We start from the raw sequence: 15,761 nt of genomic DNA, 5'->3' as shown, positions 1-15,761 counted from the left end.
CTTGATTTGAACCTGAGGCCAGGTCGTGTTGGCTCTTTCGGCTCACTTTCGACATCGTCTGACTGGCATTTGATCCTGAATTGAGGTGCTTGGGAGCACCATCTCCATGCTCATGCTGCTATCAGCAACCGACGCCGTCCGAGGAACAAATTCGTCAACGCTGCCAGCACACTGAGCTTGCAGCGGTTCTAGTGGCTCCGCCACGCTTGGCCTGCGTCCTCGGTAGGGATAGGCCACGTAGCCGGGTTTTCTGAAAGCCAAACTGCTGCTACCACCTCCGGTCGACTGCGTCTAGATCACCCGGAACGGATGCTCAACCTTGGCGCGGATATGAGCTTTGGCAGTCTCGATCAGATCTTGCAGCTTCCCGTCTGGTGTATCGGGAAGCGCTCGCCGCTTACCAGGTCGCATCGCCACTCTGAATTCCGCTGCAGCACCTGACATCTCGGGTCGTTTGGCGATGCCCTGGTAGCCAGCGTCGCCGTACACCACCTCCTCATCGCCATGCAGCAGCTCAGCAGCTGGGGTGAGGTCGTGAACATTGGCAGCCGTAACCACCACCGAATGGATCAGGCCGGAGTCCTTGTCCACGCCTGCGTGGACTTTCATTCCGTAGGCGAAGCCTTCTGCGAAGCAGTGATACCACTGGTTGCCCTTCTTGGTCTGGTGCATCTCTGGATCACGCTTCCCCTCCTTGTTCTTGGTCGAGCTGGGAGCAGCAATCAAGGTGGCATCCACGATTGTGCCTTGGCGCATCTTCATCCCACGTTCGCTGAGGTGGGCTTTGACGGTCTCATAGACGAAGTCTTCTGCGCAGCAGTAGATCTGCTCGCCAAGGTTGTGCTTCTCCAGCAGATGCCGGAAGGTCAGGATCGTGGTCTCATCGGGGATCCGATTGCTGATCAGATCGATGCCCGCAAAGCGGCGCATGGTGGGTACCTCGATCAGGGCCTCTTCCATCGCCGGGTCGCTGAGGGAATACCAATGCTGCAGAAGATGGATCCGCAGCAACTGCTGCGCAGAAGCCTGCGGCTACGTGGCCAAGGAATAGGGAGGCCGTCCGCCTTTCTTGCTGGCTTTGGGGTAATGGGGCTCGATCAAGGCGATCAACGCCTGCCATGGCACCACCAACTCCATATCAGAGAGAAACTTCTCCCGCTTGGTCTGCTTTTTGGCCGTAGTCAGCTCATAGTCCGAGAAGCCGAGCTGCTTTCCACCCATCAACCCAGTCCGGGCCTGCGATCACAGCACCATTGTCGCGTGGATCACCTGGGTTTCCCAGAGTCTCCTTAAGTCCACTCCGCTGCCCCATTCATCGCCTGAAGCAGCGGCTCCATTACAAAGCTGCGTAGATGCATCCGTGGATGGGGAAGGATCAGGTCAGGGTGCTCAAGGCGCAATTCACCCCAAAACAAAAGATCAAGATCGAGGCTGCGGGGGCCCCAGCGCTGCTCCAACGACCGCTCACGACCGAAGCGCCGTTCAAGCCCGTGCAACCGCTGCAACAAATCCAAGGCCAACGTTGCGGAGGGCGCAAGCGTGAGTCCCTTCACAATCACAACCGCATTGAGATAATCAGGCTGCTCGACCGGTCCAACGGGCTTGGTCTTCAACAGCTGTGACCAGGAACAGCAAAGGGCTTGAGCGGCCCAGCCTGCCAACAGATCCTCCAGTAAAGGCCGCACTACTACAAAAGTCTCGCGTGGTGTCCCCACCACACTGGGTCGGTTCGCACCCAGAGCCACCGCAACAGAAGCGTCACTGATAAAGGGCATCAGCGAGACTGGGGGGCACGGAAGGGCTGAGAGTGTTAATGGTTGCAACTGGTGTAGCGGTGAAGGACGACCAGGCCACTCGTGCCTTCCCACTGGCAGCTGTAACAGGCCATGGAACCCTCAAATTGGCACTCCTGCTGGCTGCGGTGGATCCAGGCTTAGGCGGCGTGATCATTGCTGGCGGGCGCGGAACGGGAAAGTCGGTGCTGGCTCGAGGCTTGCATGCTCTGCTTCCTCCCATCGACATCGTTGACCAAGAGGCAGCTGAAGACACGAAGCTGCCGGGACGCAACCTCGATCCACAGCATCCCCAGGATTGGGGCGAACGGCCACAAGCTCCACCCACAACGGTGATTCCAGCCCCGTTCATCCAAATCCCCCTGGGCGTTACGGAAGATCGCCTGGTGGGCTCCGTTGATGTCACCGCCTCCTTGGCCAGTGGTTCGCCCGTTTTCCAGCCGGGATTACTTGCAGAAGCACACCGCGGCGTGCTCTACGTGGATGAGCTGAACCTGCTCGACGACGGGATCATCAATCTTCTTCTCGCCGCCGTTGGCAGTGGCGAAAACCAGGTGGAACGGGAGGGGCTCAGCCTGAGCCACCCCTGCCGGCCCCTGCTGATTGCCACATACAACCCCGAAGAAGGGGCGATTCGAGATCACCTGCTGGATCGCTTTGCGATCGTCTTGTCCGCCAATCAAATCGTGAGCACCGAGCAACGGGTGGAGATCACCAACGCGGTGCTGGCTCACGGTCAGTGCAGCAGGAGCTTCTCAGAGCAGTGGAGCGAAGAAACCGATGCGCTCGCCACCCAACTGCTGCTGGCGCGGCAGTGGCTACCGGATGTGAAGGTCAGCAGCGAACAGATCGAATATCTGGTGACAGAGGCGATTCGCGGTGGCGTGGAAGGGCATCGCTCCGAGCTCTATGCCGTACGTGCCGCCAAAGCCCATGCCGCCCTCAGCGGGCGCGACCAGGTGGAAGCCGAAGACTTACAAGTGGCCGTTGCCTTGGTGATCGCCCCACGCGCATCGCAAGTACCCCCACCTGATCAACAGATGGAACCACCACCACCCCAGGAACAACAGCCACCTGAAGACCAACAGCCGCCACCTGAGGGCTCCGGAGACGAGGACGAGCCGGACAGTGAGGAGCAGGAGAGTGAAGACAACAGTGATGAGGATGACTCCCCTGAGGAGCAGGCGCCACCGTCGGTGCCGGAAGAGTTCATGCTCGACCCAGAAGCCGTGGCGATTGATCCCGATCTGCTGCTGTTCAACGCCGCCAAGAGCAAAAGCGGCAATAGCGGCAGCCGCTCCGTTGTGCTCAGTGACAGCCGCGGCCGCTATGTGAAACCGATGCTGCCCCGCGGCCCGGTGCGCCGCATCGCCGTTGATGCCACCTTGCGCGCTGCCGCTCCTTATCAAAAAGCGCGCCGAGCGCGGCAGCCTGACCGCGTCGTGATCGTGGAAGAATCAGATCTGCGCGCCAAGTTGCTCCAACGTCAGGCCGGTGCCCTGGTGATCTTTCTGGTGGACGCCAGTGGTTCGATGGCTCTGAACCGGATGCAGAGCGCCAAAGGTGCCGTGATTCGACTACTAACCGAGGCCTACGAAAACCGAGATGAGGTGGCACTGATCCCCTTCCGAGGCGATCAAGCCGAAGTGCTGCTGCCTCCTACCCGCTCGATTACGGCCGCACGGCGACGCCTGGAATCCATGCCCTGCGGCGGTGGCTCACCGCTCGCCCACGGCCTTACCCAAGCCGCACGGGTTGGTGCCAACGCCCTAGCAACAGGAGATCTCGGCCAAGTGGTGGTGGTCGCGATCACGGATGGGCGAGGCAATGTTCCCCTCAGCACCTCTCTTGGTCAACCGATACTGGAGGGAGAGGACAAGCCCGACTTAAAGCAAGAAGTGCTGGATGTTGCCACGCGCTATCGCATGCTTGGCCTCAAACTGTTGGTGATCGACACTGAGCGCAAATTCATCGGGAGCGGCATGGGCAAAGATCTCGCCGAGGCCGCTGGGGGCAAATATGTCCAGCTGCCAAAAGCGAGCGATCAGGCGATTGCTGCCGTGGCCATGGATGCTCTGAACACGGTTTAAGTCAGTGCGGTTTAAGGCTTGGTGACATCCGGGGTGCTGGCGGGATAGAGCTCGTTGAAAAACTGCCCTAAACCAATCGTGACGCTGCGCACAGCCGCCATGAATTGGGGGTCTGCCGTGAGTTTCTCAACATCACCACCCACCTCATCAAAGGTTGCCGTCAACGATCGAGCATTGCTCACCGTTTGCTTGAGGTCCGTCATCGTTGTGGGATTGTCGAAAGCGCTCACCACGTTGTTGATATGACGGCTGGCACTGGCGGCCTGAGCCGTGGCTTCATTGAGGTTGGAAATCGTGGGCGCAGCCCTCGCTAAATCAATGGTGAGTTGATTTGAAAGCTTTTGAATATCTGTCAACGTGGCATCGAATTGTTGGGTCGATCCCACCAATTTGGGAACCAGGTCTTCCTTCTTGACCTGTTCCAAAATCTCTTGGAGTGAGTTGGTAATGGTTGCGATGCTGGGAGCTTCGCTGCCTTGAATCGTCGCGCCCTCACACAAAACCCCCTGGCCCTTACAGCGTGCAGATTTAGGCATCGGTGCATCCTTCTTCAGGGGCGGGCCAAGACTGCTGAGGGCCACCTGGGAATCCCCACCCAACAAAGATGCTGAAGCCACGGTGGCTTGAACAGGAAGGGTTAGCTGGAGATCATCCTCAGAAATCTGGATCGACACCCTGACCGCCTGGGGCGTCACCTTGATGTCCGACACATTGCCCACCATGATTCCCCGATAGGTCACAGGGGAGCGAACCGCCAATCCGCCTGCATCCTCAAAATCGGCCGTCACACTCCAGGTCTTCGAGAAAGCCCGCTCACCCCGTAGCCAAAGCATGGTGCCGGCAAAGGCAACCACCGCGGCAATCACTGAAAATCCAACCATCCCCTCACGTACGCTCCTACGCATAATTCAGTGCTCAGCAGGCTGCATCGGTCCGCGCAGGTTACCCGTCCTGAACTGAACCACGTAGGGATTATCGGTTGTTCGGTAATCGTCCACGGTTCCGTCCCATTGGAAGCGGCCGCCGTAGAGCATCACGATGCGCTTCGCCGTGCGTTCAATGGTGCTGTGCACATGGCTGACCACCACCGAACACCCCTGCGCCACGGTGGTGGTTTTCACAATCAAATCTTCAATCCTCGTCGCTGCGACTGGGTCCAGGCCCGCTGTGGGCTCGTCGTAGAGCAAGAGAGGCATCGCGGCTTCATCGCGATCTGGATCGTCGATCAAGGCGCGAGCAAAGCTCACTCGCTTCTGCATCCCTCCGCTGAGCTCGCCGGGATATTGATGGGCGACTTCATACAAACCCACAGCCTCCAAGCAGGCCATGACGCGCTCACGAATCTGGGCCGGCCCCATCCGTCCAAGCCGGTTCAAGAGGAAGCCCACATTTTCCTCCACCGTTAAGGAGGCCAGCAGTGCTGGGTTCTGGAACACCAGCCGAACATCCGGCGGGCGGCGCTGATCGAGGCGCAGGTAGGGCTGAGGTTCGCCAAACAACCTCAGTTCACCGGATGTGGGCACTTGCAAACCAGCCAACAAGCGCAAGACCGTGGATTTCCCTGCTCCTGACGGGCCGACCACCGCGATGCGTTCTCCTGGTTTCATCAACAGATTCACCCCGTCCAGCACCGGGTGGGAACCCCATTGCATCGTGAGATCTCGCATCTCGACAACGGGTTTGAACGAGGAATCCCGCGCGTTAACCAAAGGGCTGAAGGCTGAACGTTGACTCATCCTGCCTGGATTGCCGTATAAGGATGGTCATCAGGGTCAACTTCCGTACAGTTCACCCATACCGATGGATTTGACGCCATCGCATCTGATTCCTTTTGACCAGCCCTCCACGCCGCGGAAATCGTCAGCGCGTCCGAGCCATGCAGGCGGAGCGGCAGCGCGATCTGATGCTGCGCTCCCGCAGAGCGATGAGCTGGTTGCAACCCGGCCTGGTGGTGAAGCGTTGGCTATTCACATCAGGGCTTGGATTGGTCTTAGCCCTGTTAGGAGCTGCCGTTTGGGCAGACCTGCAACCAATCTATTGGATGCTCTGGGCGATCCAAGAAGCCCTTGGCTGGATCACAAGGGTGCTACCGGGAGCGATCACGGGCCCTCTCGTTCTTCTGCTGGGCATTGGGCTGCTGCTCTGGGGGCAGAGCCAGAGTTTTGGCTCCATCCAACAGGCCTTAGCGCCGGAAAAAGACACGGTGTTGGTGGATGCACTGCGGGCCAAAAGTCGCCTCAATCGAGGCCCCAGCATCGTGGCGATTGGTGGTGGGACAGGCTTATCAACCCTGCTGAGTGGGCTGAAGCGCTACAGCAGCCACATCACTGCGATCGTGACCGTTGCCGATGACGGAGGCAGCAGTGGCGTGCTGCGTCGCGAACTCGGTGTGTTGCCTCCAGGCGACATCCGCAACTGCCTTGCAGCGCTCTCCACCGAAGAGCCCTTGCTCACCCGCCTGTTCCAATACCGCTTCTCGGCCGGCAGCGGCCTGGAAGGCCATAGCTTTGGCAATCTCTTTCTTTCCGCCCTCAGCGCCATTACTGGGAGCTTGGAAACAGCGATCACAGCCTCAAGTCGCGTCCTTGCCGTTCAGGGCCAGGTGGTCCCTGCCACCAATGCCGATGTCCGTCTCTGGGCTGAACTGGAGGACGGCACCCGCATTGAGGGGGAATCGGCGATCGGCAAGGCTCGTAGTCCGATTGTGCGGATGGGATGCCTGCCAGAAAAGCCACCGGCGTTGCCCAGAGCCCTGGAAGCTATTGCCCATGCCGATTTGATCTTGCTGGGACCAGGAAGTCTCTACACCTCCCTTCTCCCGAATTTGCTCGTGCCTGAATTGGTCACTGCGATTCAACGCAGCCGCGCGCCCAGGCTTTACATCTGCAACCTGATGACTCAACCAGGAGAAACGGATGGGTTGGATGTGAGTGGTCACCTTCACGCCATCGAAGCGCAATTGGCTTCGCTCGGTGTGAGCAAACGCTTATTCGACTGCGTGCTTGCTCAGGAGGAAATCGGGGAATCTGACCTTTTGGCTCACTATCGCCAGTTGGGCGCAGAACCCGTGATCTGCGACAGCAGGCAGTTGCAACAAGAAGGATTTGACGTCATGCAAGCCCCCCTTCAAGGGAGCCGTCCCACCGCAACGCTCCACCACGATCCCCGCAGTCTCGCCTTAGCCGTCATGCGCTTTTACAGACGGCATAAGCGTGACAATCAAAACGCTTAATTAGTAAGCGTCTTGCATCTCATAAAAATCGGGTTGCACATAATCCTTGCGAAGCGGCCAACCGGTCCAGTCTTCAGGCATGAGTAAACGCTTGGGATGGGGATGGCCTTCGAAATGGATGCCAAACATGTCGAAGGTTTCACGCTCCTGCCAATCCGCACCACGAAACAGCCCGTAAAGGCTTGGAAGACTCGGTTCTCCTTCCCGAGACAAGAACACCTTCAAACGCACTTCACGCAGGGTGTCTCTCTTGCCATCGATGAGCTCAGCCATCGCCACAAAGTGATAGAAGCAGACAAGCCTTTCGCCAGGGCCCTCGTCATATCCGCCCTGACACTGCAAATAATCAAAACCATTGCTTTTCAAGGCAGCAGCGATGACTTGCAGAAAGAGAGCCTCAACGCCAATTTGCTCGATCCCGAGATGGTCGGCGTCTAGGGCCTCATGCTCGAAGCCTTGCTTGTTCAGCCATAGGCTCACAGGCCCCGGCTGAGGAGATGCAGCAACAGGAACCTCTGCAGCTGACTGCTTCTCGGGAGAGTTAGGACTCATGAGGACGTACCGGAGGAGACGGGCTCAGCGGATTCAGTTTGCTCTGGGGCAGCCATCGGAATGCCTGCTCCAGCGGCCAGGGCTGCAACCTGCGTATCAGCACGCAAGTAGGAACCATTCACGATCGGTTCAACCGGAACCATCGCGTGATCCACAGTGCAATAGCGGTGGGTTTGTTTGAGCTGGAGGCGATCACTGATCGACTCATTCCCAACTTTTTTGCGCAGCTTGATCACCGCATCAAAAATTGCTTCCGGGCGTGGTGGACATCCGGGCAAATAAAGATCCACCGGGATCAATTTGTCGACGCCACGAACAGCGGTGGTGGAGTCAGCGCTGAACATGCCCCCCGTAATCGTGCAAGCTCCCATCGCGATGACATATTTCGGTTCCGGCATCTGTTCGTAGAGACGAACCAAGGCTGGACCCATTTTCATCGTGACGGTGCCAGCAACGATCAATAGATCGGCTTGCCTGGGCGAGCTGCGAGGCACCAGTCCGAAGCGGTCAAAGTCGAAACGCGAACCGAGTAGAGCAGCAAACTCGATAAAGCAACAGGCCGTTCCGTACAGCAGGGGCCAAAGGCTGCTGAGACGAGCCCAATTGTGCAAGTCATCCAGGCTCGTCAGGATGATGTTTTCACTGAGGTCATTGGTGACCGTGGGCGACCCGTCTGCAGCACCACCAACGGGCCCACAACTTGCTTCACGAAGGTCGCGAAGGGACTGAATCGAAGGGCTATCGCCGGTTGACGTCATGGTGATGGGGTTGGTCATCAATCAGCTCCACTCGAGGGCGCCTTTGCGCCATGCATAGGCCAATGCCACGAGCAGGATGGTAATAAAAACGAGGGCTTCGATGAATGCCAACAATCCCAAGCGGTGGAATGCCACAGCCCAGGGATAGAGGAAGACCGTCTCGACATCGAAGATGACAAAAACAAGCGCAAACATGTAGTAGCGGATATTGAACTGAATCCAAGCTCCACCGATCGGCTCCATCCCGGATTCGTAAGTGAGTTCACGCTCTCCACCCTGGCTGCGAGGAGCCAACAGCTTGTTGGTCACCAACGCCAACACCGGCACCGCTGCTGCAATCAGCAGGAACCCCAGGAATGCGTCGTAACCCGGCAGCACAAACATTGAGGCAGCCCCTTTGTGGAACTCAGTCTGGCATTCGCAGACCACCTCTGTCGTTCAACGTCCCAACGCCGATAGAGTCTTGTCACCTGGAAGAGGAGCGGTGAGCGACGAGATCAGCCCATCAGCGGAAGTTCCCGCAGAAGTTGACCCCCCTGCAGAGGTGTCTCTGGCGCCTGAAGCCATGGCGACGGAAGACGAGGCTCCTGCCAGCAAGGAAAGCGAACCAACCGACCCACGCACGCACCGGTTCGAATGCCGAAGCTGTGGTTACGTCTACGACCCCGATGAAGGGGTTAAGAAGCTCGGGATCGCTGTCGGCACGGCTTTTGAAGATCTCGACCCGATCGGCTTCCGTTGTCCGGTGTGCCGCAGCAGGGTCGGAGCCTTTACCGATATCGGGCCTCGCTCCAAGGCCAGTGGCTTTGAAGAGAACCTTAATTTCGGTCTTGGAGTTAACCGCCTCACTCCTGGCCAAAAAAATGTACTGATTTTTGGCGGGCTAGCCCTCGGCTTTGCATTTTTCCTCTCCCTCTATTCCCTGCGCTGAGACCCCCTCTGATCCCAATGAAGCAACTGCTTACCCCTCTCTTCAACCTTGTCTTGGTGGCCTGCATCGGCCTCGGTCTCGGCGGGTGTGTCACCACGCGATTACCGATGGCACAGTCCAGCCCCTGGCAAGCCATCGACCTCAACACCCAGGGAAATCCTCTGGATGTGGCCTTCACGAACGCCGATCACGGATTTCTGGTAGGCAGCAACAGACTGATTCTTGAGACCAATGATGGCGGCGCCAGTTGGAATGAACGCAGCTTGGATCTTCCAGAAGAAGAGAATTTTCGCCTCATCAGCATTGCCTTCGACGGTGACGATGGCTGGATTGCCGGTCAGCCTGGTTTGCTGATGCACACCAGCGATGGTGGCAACAATTGGACCAGGCTCTTCCTTGACACGAAACTTCCCGGCGAGCCCTACTTGATTACGGCGCTTGGACCCAACACAGCCGAACTAGCCAACAATGTTGGCGCTGTGTATCGCACCAGTGACGGAGGCGGAAGTTGGGAAGCGGAAGTGAGTGATGCCGCAGGGGCGATTCGCGATCTACGCCGCGGCCCTGGGGGGGGGTATGTGAGCGTGAGCAGCCTGGGCAACTTCTATGCCGGATGGGCCCCTGGGCAAGACGTCTGGCAGGTCCACCAGCGAGTGAGCAGTCAGCGACTGCAAAGCATCGGCTACCAACCCGATGGAAAGCTTTGGATGGTGGCTCGAGGCGCTCAGATTCGTTTCAACGAAGACGACGTTGACAACGAGAACTGGAGCAAGGCGATCATCCCGATCACCAATGGCTACGGCTACATGGACATGGCCTGGTCCGATGACGGTGCGATTTGGGCAGGTGGCGGCAATGGAACCTTGCTGGTGAGTCGTGACAACGGCGATAGCTGGGAGCGGGATCCTGAAGCCAATCAGACCCCCACGAATTTCAACCGTTTCGTGTTCGATCACAGTGGCAATCAGTTCCATGCCTTCCTTCTCGGCGAACGCGGAAACCTTCTGCGTTGGTCGGCGACCAGCTGATCCACGGGATTCGAGAGCTGCTCTGACAACGCTCTGTAACCAGTGCGGTTTGAGCAGCGCGAGTTTGGGGCAGCTGCCCTAAGATCAATCAGCTGATACGCCCGACGCTATGGCTGCCGGCTCCACCGGGGAACGCCCGTTTTTTGAAATCATCACCAGTATTCGTTACTGGGTGATTCATGCCATCACCTTGCCATCCATTTTCTTGGCAGGTTTCTTGTTTGTGTCCACAGGCCTCGCTTACGACGCCTTCGGCACACCTCGTCCAGATGCTTATTTCCAAGCCTCTGAGAGCAAAGCTCCCGTTGTGAGCCAGCGTTATGAGGGCAAATCTGAACTCGACCTGCGCTTGAAATAAGCCATGACACAGACTCCCGCCACCTCAACGCCTCGCAATTACCCAATCTTTACGGTGCGTTGGCTTGCTTTGCACACCTTGGGTGTTCCCACAGTCTTTTTCTTGGGTGCCCTAGCTGCGATGCAGTTTATTCGCCGCTAATCACCCAACGAAATCTCCATGGAGCGCAATCCCAACCCGAACAATCTCCCGGTTGAACTCAACCGCACCAGCCTTTACCTAGGGCTGCTGATTGTTTTTACGACTGGAATCCTTTTCTCCAGCTACTTCTTCAACTGAAGGACTGAATCATGAGCGGCAAGAAATCTAATCTGCCTGATGGTCGTATCCCAGATCGTCTCCCCGATGGCCGACCAGCAGTTGCCTGGAAGTCACGCTGGACTGAAGGCACCCTTCCCCTCTGGCTTGTTGCCACAGCAGGGGGCATGGCAGTGATCTTTGTTGTGGGCTTGTTCTTTTACGGCTCCTATGTGGGCGTTGGTTCTGCCTAACCACCATTCAACATTGACTTCATTGCTTCCCATTCACTGCTGTGGATGGGATTTTTTATTGGAAACCAACCATCAAGGCATCACGCCGTCAGGAAAAGACGAGGCCAACTAATTTGATGCATGGTTCTGATCGAGCAAAAGGTGCGAAATAACACAACCTGGCGCTGATCCTCTTATACAGTTGAAGTACTAACAGAAAAGGCTGTTACGGAATGTCCTGTTCAGCCGATCACGGGCAGAAAATGGAGTCCCGTCGCAACAGGCGACCGAAAGTCAGGCAACTTGTTTGCCCGGTCCACCAGGACCAAATTCTGCGGGGCAACGGAAAAAAATATTTTTTGCATTTATTGAGCGCAGAAGCGTTGCGGCAACGGGGCATGAAGGCCAAAACGGCACGACTCGTGATCAAGGCCTATCCAGTGTTTGTGTTGAGCAACGAGTGGCTTGAGGAGTTGTTCTGCGAACAATGCGGCAGCAACCATTGGTGCCACATCATCAAACATTCCCCTGATCAATACAGCGTGCGCTGGGCGCCCCAGCATCTTTGGGAGCAGGTGGCCCATGTTGACCCCAGCGTGGCCAATCCAACCGTGAGCGAATACACCCGCAAGCAAGCCCGCAGGCACCAACAAAAACGGGTGGATGGGAAACGCTTTTACGGTTGATAAAAATGCTGATACCAATCAGCAAATCGTTGGATGCCTTCTTCAATCGGGGTTGAAGGCTTAAAGCCAACCCAAGCTTCTAAAGCCTCCGTGTTTGCAGCCGTGGCCACCACATCACCGGGCTGCATCGGCTGAAAATCCTTGATCGCTTCCCTGCCCAACGCCTGCTCCATCACCTCAATAAAACGCAGCAGTTCGGTGGGCTGACTGTTGCCGATATTGAACACGCGATGGGGGGCAGCGGCAGTGGCCGGGTCAGGCTGCATCGGATCAAAGTCAGGATTCGACGTAGCTGGCTTGTCGCAGCAGCGCAACACGCCCTCCACGATGTCGTCGATATAGGTGAAATCACGCTGCATTTTGCCGTGATTGAACACCTTGATCGCTTCGCCCGCCAAAATCGCTTTCGCAAACAACATTGGAGCCATATCCGGCCTGCCCCATGGGCCGTAGACCGTAAAAAAGCGCAAGCCAGTGGCTGGCAACCCATACAGATGGCTGTAGGTGTGTGCCATTAATTCATTGGCTTTCTTGCTGGCCGCATAGAGACTCACGGGGTGATTCACCGCTTGCTGTTCGTGGAACGGCAAATTGCGATTGCCGCCATACACCGAACTGCTCGAGGCATAGACCAAATTCTCAACGCCGTGATGTCGACAGCCTTCAAGAATGTGGCCAAAACCCACCAAATTGCTCTGGATGTAGGCAGCTGGATTTTCCAGCGAGTAGCGAACACCCGCCTGAGCGGCAAGATTCACCACCACGCGCGGTTGCTCTTTCGCAAACAGCTTGAGCAAGGCTTCGCCGTCCTCCAAGGCCAGCCGCTGGAAACGCCAAGCTCCAGCGGTTGGCACGGCCAGCGCCTCGATGCGAGCAAGGCGTGCCTGCTTCAGGGCTGGGTCGTAGTAATCATTGAGATTGTCAATGCCGATCACACGATCGCCGCGTTGGAGCAGTCGCTCGCACAACGCGGCTCCAATGAAGCCAGACGCACCTGTGACCAGAATCGGTCGTGTTGATAACTGAGACGACAACGGGCTCACGCCTCACCCTCGCCAACACGCCAAACATTCAGACCTGCAGATTCAACTTGTTTCGGGTCGACAACCCCGCGAGCATCAAACACCCACGCTGGTTTGCGCATCAGAGGTGCCAAGGTTGTCCAATCCAGCTCCCGGTACTGCTGCCACTCCGTAAGAATCAGCACGGCATCAGCACCCTGCAGCGCTGAAGCAACATCAGTGCTGGGCCACCAGGTGGCCTCCCCGCTTAAGGCGCCACGCGTTGGTCCGGCATCCGCCTGCGGTTCGCTGCTTGCAATCAGCTTTAAATCGCGGCTGATCTGTTCCGGATCCACCTTCGGGTCATGAATGGCCAGCTGGGCCCCCTCTTCCAGAAGATCGCTGCAAATGCGGATCGCTGGGGCCTCGCGTGTGTCGTTGGTATCAGCCTTAAACGCAAAGCCCAAAATCGCCAAGCGTTTGCCCGTGACCGTGCCAAACAATTTCTGCACCACCAGGCGGGCGATCCGGTGCTGTTGCCAAGTATTGAGAAGAACCACGCTCTCCCAATAGTCGGCCACATCCGGCAAGCCGAAGTGACGGCAGAGATAGACCAAATTGAGGATGTCTTTCTGGAAACAGCTGCCACCAAAACCAGGGCCTGCACTCAGAAATTTGGGTCCAATGCGGCTATCGGTGCCGATCGCCTTCGCCACCTCGCGCACATCCGCACCGGTGGCCTCACACAGAGCCGCAACCGAATTGATCGAGCTAATTCTCTGCGCCAGAAAGGCGTTGGCGGTGAGCTTGGACAGCTCGCTACTCCACAAATTGGTGCGCAGAATCTTCTCTTCAGGCACCCACTGTTTGTAAATCTCTGCCAAAGCATCGATCGCCTCAACGTTTTCTCCACCGATCAAGACGCGATCAGGGCTTGCCAGATCGCGAATCGCCGTCCCCTCTGCCAAAAATTCGGGATTAGACAGCACCGAAAAAGTTTTCGGCTCCGAGGCTGAATCAACGGCCCCCAAAATCGCCTTAACGGCTTCCGCCGTGCGGACAGGAAGGGTGCTTTTCTCCACCACAATCGTGTGGCCCACAGCAGCCTTCGCCACCGTGCGCGCGCAGGCTTCCACCCAGCGCAGATCACTGGCCTGCCCTGCTCCCAATCCCTTGGTCTTGGTGGGTGTGTTCACGGAGATGAACACCATGTCTGCCGTGGCAATCGTGTCCTCCACCGCCGTGGAGAAAAACAAATTGCGGCCGCGCGCCCGCTCCACCACCGCATCGAGGCCTGGCTCATAGACAGGCAACTTAGAAAGATCGCTGTTGTTCCAGGCATCAATCCGGTCCTGATTGATGTCCACAACCGTGATCTTCACATCCGGGCAACGATCGGCGATCACGGCCATCGTGGGTCCACCCACATAGCCAGCGCCGATACAGCAAATCGATCGAATCGGAGGATTGCTGCTCATCGGGGAAGCTATGGCGCCGTCTTTGATCTCGGCAGGTTATCGCTGTTTGGTCAGGTAAGACAGGGCGTCCTCCCAGCTGAGTTGCTGTTCCTCAGCCTCACCCCGCAAGGACTTCAGCCGCAACTGGCCTGCCAGCGCCTCTTCATCGCCAAGCACCACAGCCCATGGCGCCCCTGAGCGATCAGCACGCTTGAACTGCTTGCCGAACGCCGCGCTCGAGCCATCCAACTCAACAGCGAGGCCTGCCGCCCGTAATTTCCGGGCCAAGGTCAACGCTTGAGGCTCCGCCTGCTCGCCGCGATTGATGAGATACACCAGCGGTGCTGAGGTTGCTGTGAGCCGGGCGGCAGGTCCACCGGGATCGGCTTGCGCAGCGGCGGCGATCACCAGCAACAGGCGCTCCATCCCTAAGGCCCAGCCGATTGCCGGCGTGGCGGGGCCACCCAACTGCTGGATCAGGCCGTCGTAACGACCACCGCCACAGACCGTGGCCTGGGCACCGAGTTGATCGCTGGTGATTTCAAAGGCGGTGTGCCCGTAGTAATCGAGACCGCGCACCAAGCGGGGATTGAGTTGATAGGGAATCTGCAGCGCGGTCAGCAGGGCGCGCACCTCATCAAAGCGATGGATGCTCTCCTCGCTGAGGGCTCCTAACAATGTTGGAGCCTCGTTCAATAGCAGCTGGGTGCCCTTGTTTTTGCTGTCAAGAATGCGCAGGGGGTTGGTGCTGAGGCGCTCCTGGGAGTCTGGATCTAACTGTTCAACGCGCTGCTCGAGCCAGCCCACCAGCTCAGCGCGAAAGCGCTGACGATCCTCAGGAGTGCCGAGGCTGTTGATCTCGAGCTTGAGACCTTGAATCCCTAAAGCAGAAAGTAGGTCCCAGGCCAGAGCAATCACCTCAGCATCACTACGGGGGCTGCTGGCCCCGAGGAATTCCACGCCGATCTGGTGAAACTGGCGCTGACGGCCGGCCTGAGGACGTTCATAACGGAACATCGGACCCCCGTACCACAGCCGCTGAGGCCCCTGGCTCAGCAAGCCATGCTGCAAGGTTGCTCTCACCACAGAGGCGGTACCTTCAGGGCGCAGGGTGCAAGAGCGGTCACCACGATCCACAAAGGTGTACATCTCCTTGCCCACCACATCGGTGGCCTCACCAATGCCCCGCGCAAACAGGTCCGTGAATTCGAGCAACGGGGTACGAATTTCGTCTAAGCCTGCGCAACGAAAGTGTTCGCGCGCCACCGACTCCACGGCCTGCCAACGTCTTGTCTGCTCCGGCAGCAGATCAACCATTCCGCGCAACGTCTGCAGCTGACTCACAGCGCCATCACCATTCCAAAGGCAGTCTGCCGTTTCACAACTTGAATGGGCCCTATCCCCC

The 15,761-nt window shown here is 57.8% G+C and carries 18 protein-coding genes and 1 pseudogene; 9 read left to right on the top strand and 10 right to left on the bottom strand.

Annotated elements, in window-relative coordinates; all coding sequences use genetic code 11:
• Positions 1 to 110: 110 nt before the first annotated feature.
• Both SynROS8604_RS01770 and folK read right to left on the bottom strand, forming a co-directional pair.
• Positions 111 to 1,221: pseudogene (locus SynROS8604_RS01770) on the bottom strand (IS5 family transposase).
• 68 nt (positions 1,222 to 1,289) lie between these two features.
• Positions 1,290 to 1,775: a 2-amino-4-hydroxy-6-hydroxymethyldihydropteridine diphosphokinase gene (gene folK, locus SynROS8604_RS01765; protein ID WP_186544925.1), complete on the bottom strand. Its 486-nt coding sequence runs from the start codon at positions 1,773 to 1,775 to the stop codon at positions 1,290 to 1,292.
• A gap of 38 nt (positions 1,776 to 1,813) precedes the next feature.
• Between folK and bchD the strand changes: the two genes are divergently transcribed.
• The gene (gene bchD / locus SynROS8604_RS01760; protein WP_186544924.1) at positions 1,814 to 3,883 is read left to right on the top strand and encodes a magnesium chelatase ATPase subunit D; all 2,070 of its coding nucleotides are present in this window, start codon (positions 1,814 to 1,816) and stop codon (positions 3,881 to 3,883) included.
• A gap of 11 nt (positions 3,884 to 3,894) precedes the next feature.
• On the opposite strand, the gene SynROS8604_RS01755 is transcribed toward bchD, so the two are convergent.
• Together SynROS8604_RS01755 and SynROS8604_RS01750 are read right to left on the bottom strand one after the other, a co-directional pair.
• Entirely contained in the window at positions 3,895 to 4,788 is an 894-nt protein-coding gene (locus SynROS8604_RS01755) for an MlaD family protein (protein WP_186544923.1), read from the bottom strand.
• Between the two features lie 3 nt (positions 4,789 to 4,791).
• Positions 4,792 to 5,619, bottom strand: a complete 828-nt coding sequence (locus tag SynROS8604_RS01750; protein ID WP_186544922.1) for an ABC transporter ATP-binding protein — start codon at positions 5,617 to 5,619, stop codon at positions 4,792 to 4,794.
• Between the two features lie 140 nt (positions 5,620 to 5,759).
• Here SynROS8604_RS01750 and yvcK point away from each other — a divergent pair, with 140 nt between their 5' ends.
• Positions 5,760 to 7,115, top strand: coding sequence for a gluconeogenesis factor YvcK family protein (yvcK, locus tag SynROS8604_RS01745; protein ID WP_186545749.1), 1,356 nt, complete (start codon positions 5,760 to 5,762; stop codon positions 7,113 to 7,115).
• Here the strand turns inward: yvcK and SynROS8604_RS01740 are convergent, their stop codons facing one another.
• Genes SynROS8604_RS01740 through SynROS8604_RS01730 form a run of 3 tightly spaced genes read right to left on the bottom strand, consistent with a single transcriptional unit; the run spans position 7,116 to position 8,809 of the window.
• Positions 7,116 to 7,667 (bottom strand): NAD(P)H-quinone oxidoreductase subunit J, encoded by a 552-nt coding sequence (locus SynROS8604_RS01740; protein ID WP_186544921.1) that lies wholly within the window; start codon positions 7,665 to 7,667, stop codon positions 7,116 to 7,118.
• Complete coding sequence (gene nuoB / locus SynROS8604_RS01735) at positions 7,664 to 8,443, bottom strand: NADH-quinone oxidoreductase subunit NuoB (RefSeq protein ID WP_255445144.1); 780 nt, start codon at positions 8,441 to 8,443, stop codon at positions 7,664 to 7,666. Before nuoB ends, SynROS8604_RS01740 begins: the two co-directional genes overlap by 4 nt.
• Positions 8,444 to 8,446: 3 nt before the next feature.
• The gene (locus SynROS8604_RS01730) at positions 8,447 to 8,809 is read right to left on the bottom strand and encodes an NAD(P)H-quinone oxidoreductase subunit 3 (protein ID WP_006853741.1); all 363 of its coding nucleotides are present in this window, start codon (positions 8,807 to 8,809) and stop codon (positions 8,447 to 8,449) included.
• Between the two features lie 100 nt (positions 8,810 to 8,909).
• Here SynROS8604_RS01730 and SynROS8604_RS01725 point away from each other — a divergent pair, with 100 nt between their 5' ends.
• The 7 genes from SynROS8604_RS01725 to SynROS8604_RS01695 all read left to right on the top strand — a co-directional run bounded on the left by SynROS8604_RS01725 (position 8,910) and on the right by SynROS8604_RS01695 (position 11,898).
• The gene (locus tag SynROS8604_RS01725) at positions 8,910 to 9,356 is read left to right on the top strand and encodes a rubredoxin (RefSeq protein WP_186544920.1); all 447 of its coding nucleotides are present in this window, start codon (positions 8,910 to 8,912) and stop codon (positions 9,354 to 9,356) included.
• A 17-nt stretch (positions 9,357 to 9,373) separates the two neighbouring features.
• Complete coding sequence (locus SynROS8604_RS01720) at positions 9,374 to 10,384, top strand: photosynthesis system II assembly factor Ycf48 (protein ID WP_186544919.1); 1,011 nt, start codon at positions 9,374 to 9,376, stop codon at positions 10,382 to 10,384.
• 109 nt (positions 10,385 to 10,493) lie between these two features.
• Entirely contained in the window at positions 10,494 to 10,742 is a 249-nt protein-coding gene (psbE, locus tag SynROS8604_RS01715) for a cytochrome b559 subunit alpha (protein ID WP_006853744.1), read from the top strand.
• 3 nt (positions 10,743 to 10,745) lie between these two features.
• Positions 10,746 to 10,883, top strand: a complete 138-nt coding sequence (psbF, locus tag SynROS8604_RS01710; protein ID WP_006853745.1) for a cytochrome b559 subunit beta — start codon at positions 10,746 to 10,748, stop codon at positions 10,881 to 10,883.
• Positions 10,884 to 10,901: 18 nt separating this feature from the next.
• A complete protein-coding gene (locus tag SynROS8604_RS01705) occupies positions 10,902 to 11,021 on the top strand; it encodes a photosystem II reaction center protein L (RefSeq protein WP_006853746.1) in 120 nt (39 codons plus the stop codon).
• 11 nt (positions 11,022 to 11,032) lie between these two features.
• Positions 11,033 to 11,233 carry a photosystem II reaction center protein J gene (locus tag SynROS8604_RS01700; RefSeq protein WP_011618220.1) on the top strand — a complete coding sequence of 67 codons (201 nt, stop codon included), beginning with the start codon at positions 11,033 to 11,035 and terminating at the stop codon, positions 11,231 to 11,233.
• A 242-nt stretch (positions 11,234 to 11,475) separates the two neighbouring features.
• Positions 11,476 to 11,898 (top strand): hypothetical protein, encoded by a 423-nt coding sequence (locus SynROS8604_RS01695; protein ID WP_255445143.1) that lies wholly within the window; start codon positions 11,476 to 11,478, stop codon positions 11,896 to 11,898.
• Here the strand turns inward: SynROS8604_RS01695 and SynROS8604_RS01690 are convergent.
• The 3 genes from SynROS8604_RS01690 to hisS are packed head-to-tail and all read right to left on the bottom strand — an operon-like array spanning position 11,889 to position 15,700.
• A complete protein-coding gene (locus SynROS8604_RS01690) occupies positions 11,889 to 12,941 on the bottom strand; it encodes an NAD-dependent epimerase (protein WP_255445142.1) in 1,053 nt (350 codons plus the stop codon). The genes SynROS8604_RS01695 and SynROS8604_RS01690 overlap by 10 nt on opposite strands.
• Positions 12,938 to 14,377, bottom strand: a complete 1,440-nt coding sequence (locus SynROS8604_RS01685) for a nucleotide sugar dehydrogenase (protein ID WP_186544917.1) — start codon at positions 14,375 to 14,377, stop codon at positions 12,938 to 12,940. The genes SynROS8604_RS01690 and SynROS8604_RS01685 overlap by 4 nt, the downstream gene beginning before the upstream one ends.
• A 36-nt stretch (positions 14,378 to 14,413) precedes the next feature.
• Positions 14,414 to 15,700: a histidine--tRNA ligase gene (gene hisS, locus SynROS8604_RS01680; RefSeq protein ID WP_186545746.1), complete on the bottom strand. Its 1,287-nt coding sequence runs from the start codon at positions 15,698 to 15,700 to the stop codon at positions 14,414 to 14,416.
• Positions 15,701 to 15,761 lie beyond the last annotated feature (61 nt).

The organism is Synechococcus sp. ROS8604 (genome assembly GCF_014279655.1).
Lineage (GTDB): Bacteria > Cyanobacteriota > Cyanobacteriia > PCC-6307 > Cyanobiaceae > Synechococcus_C.
This window is presented reverse-complemented; position numbering and strand designations above follow the sequence as displayed.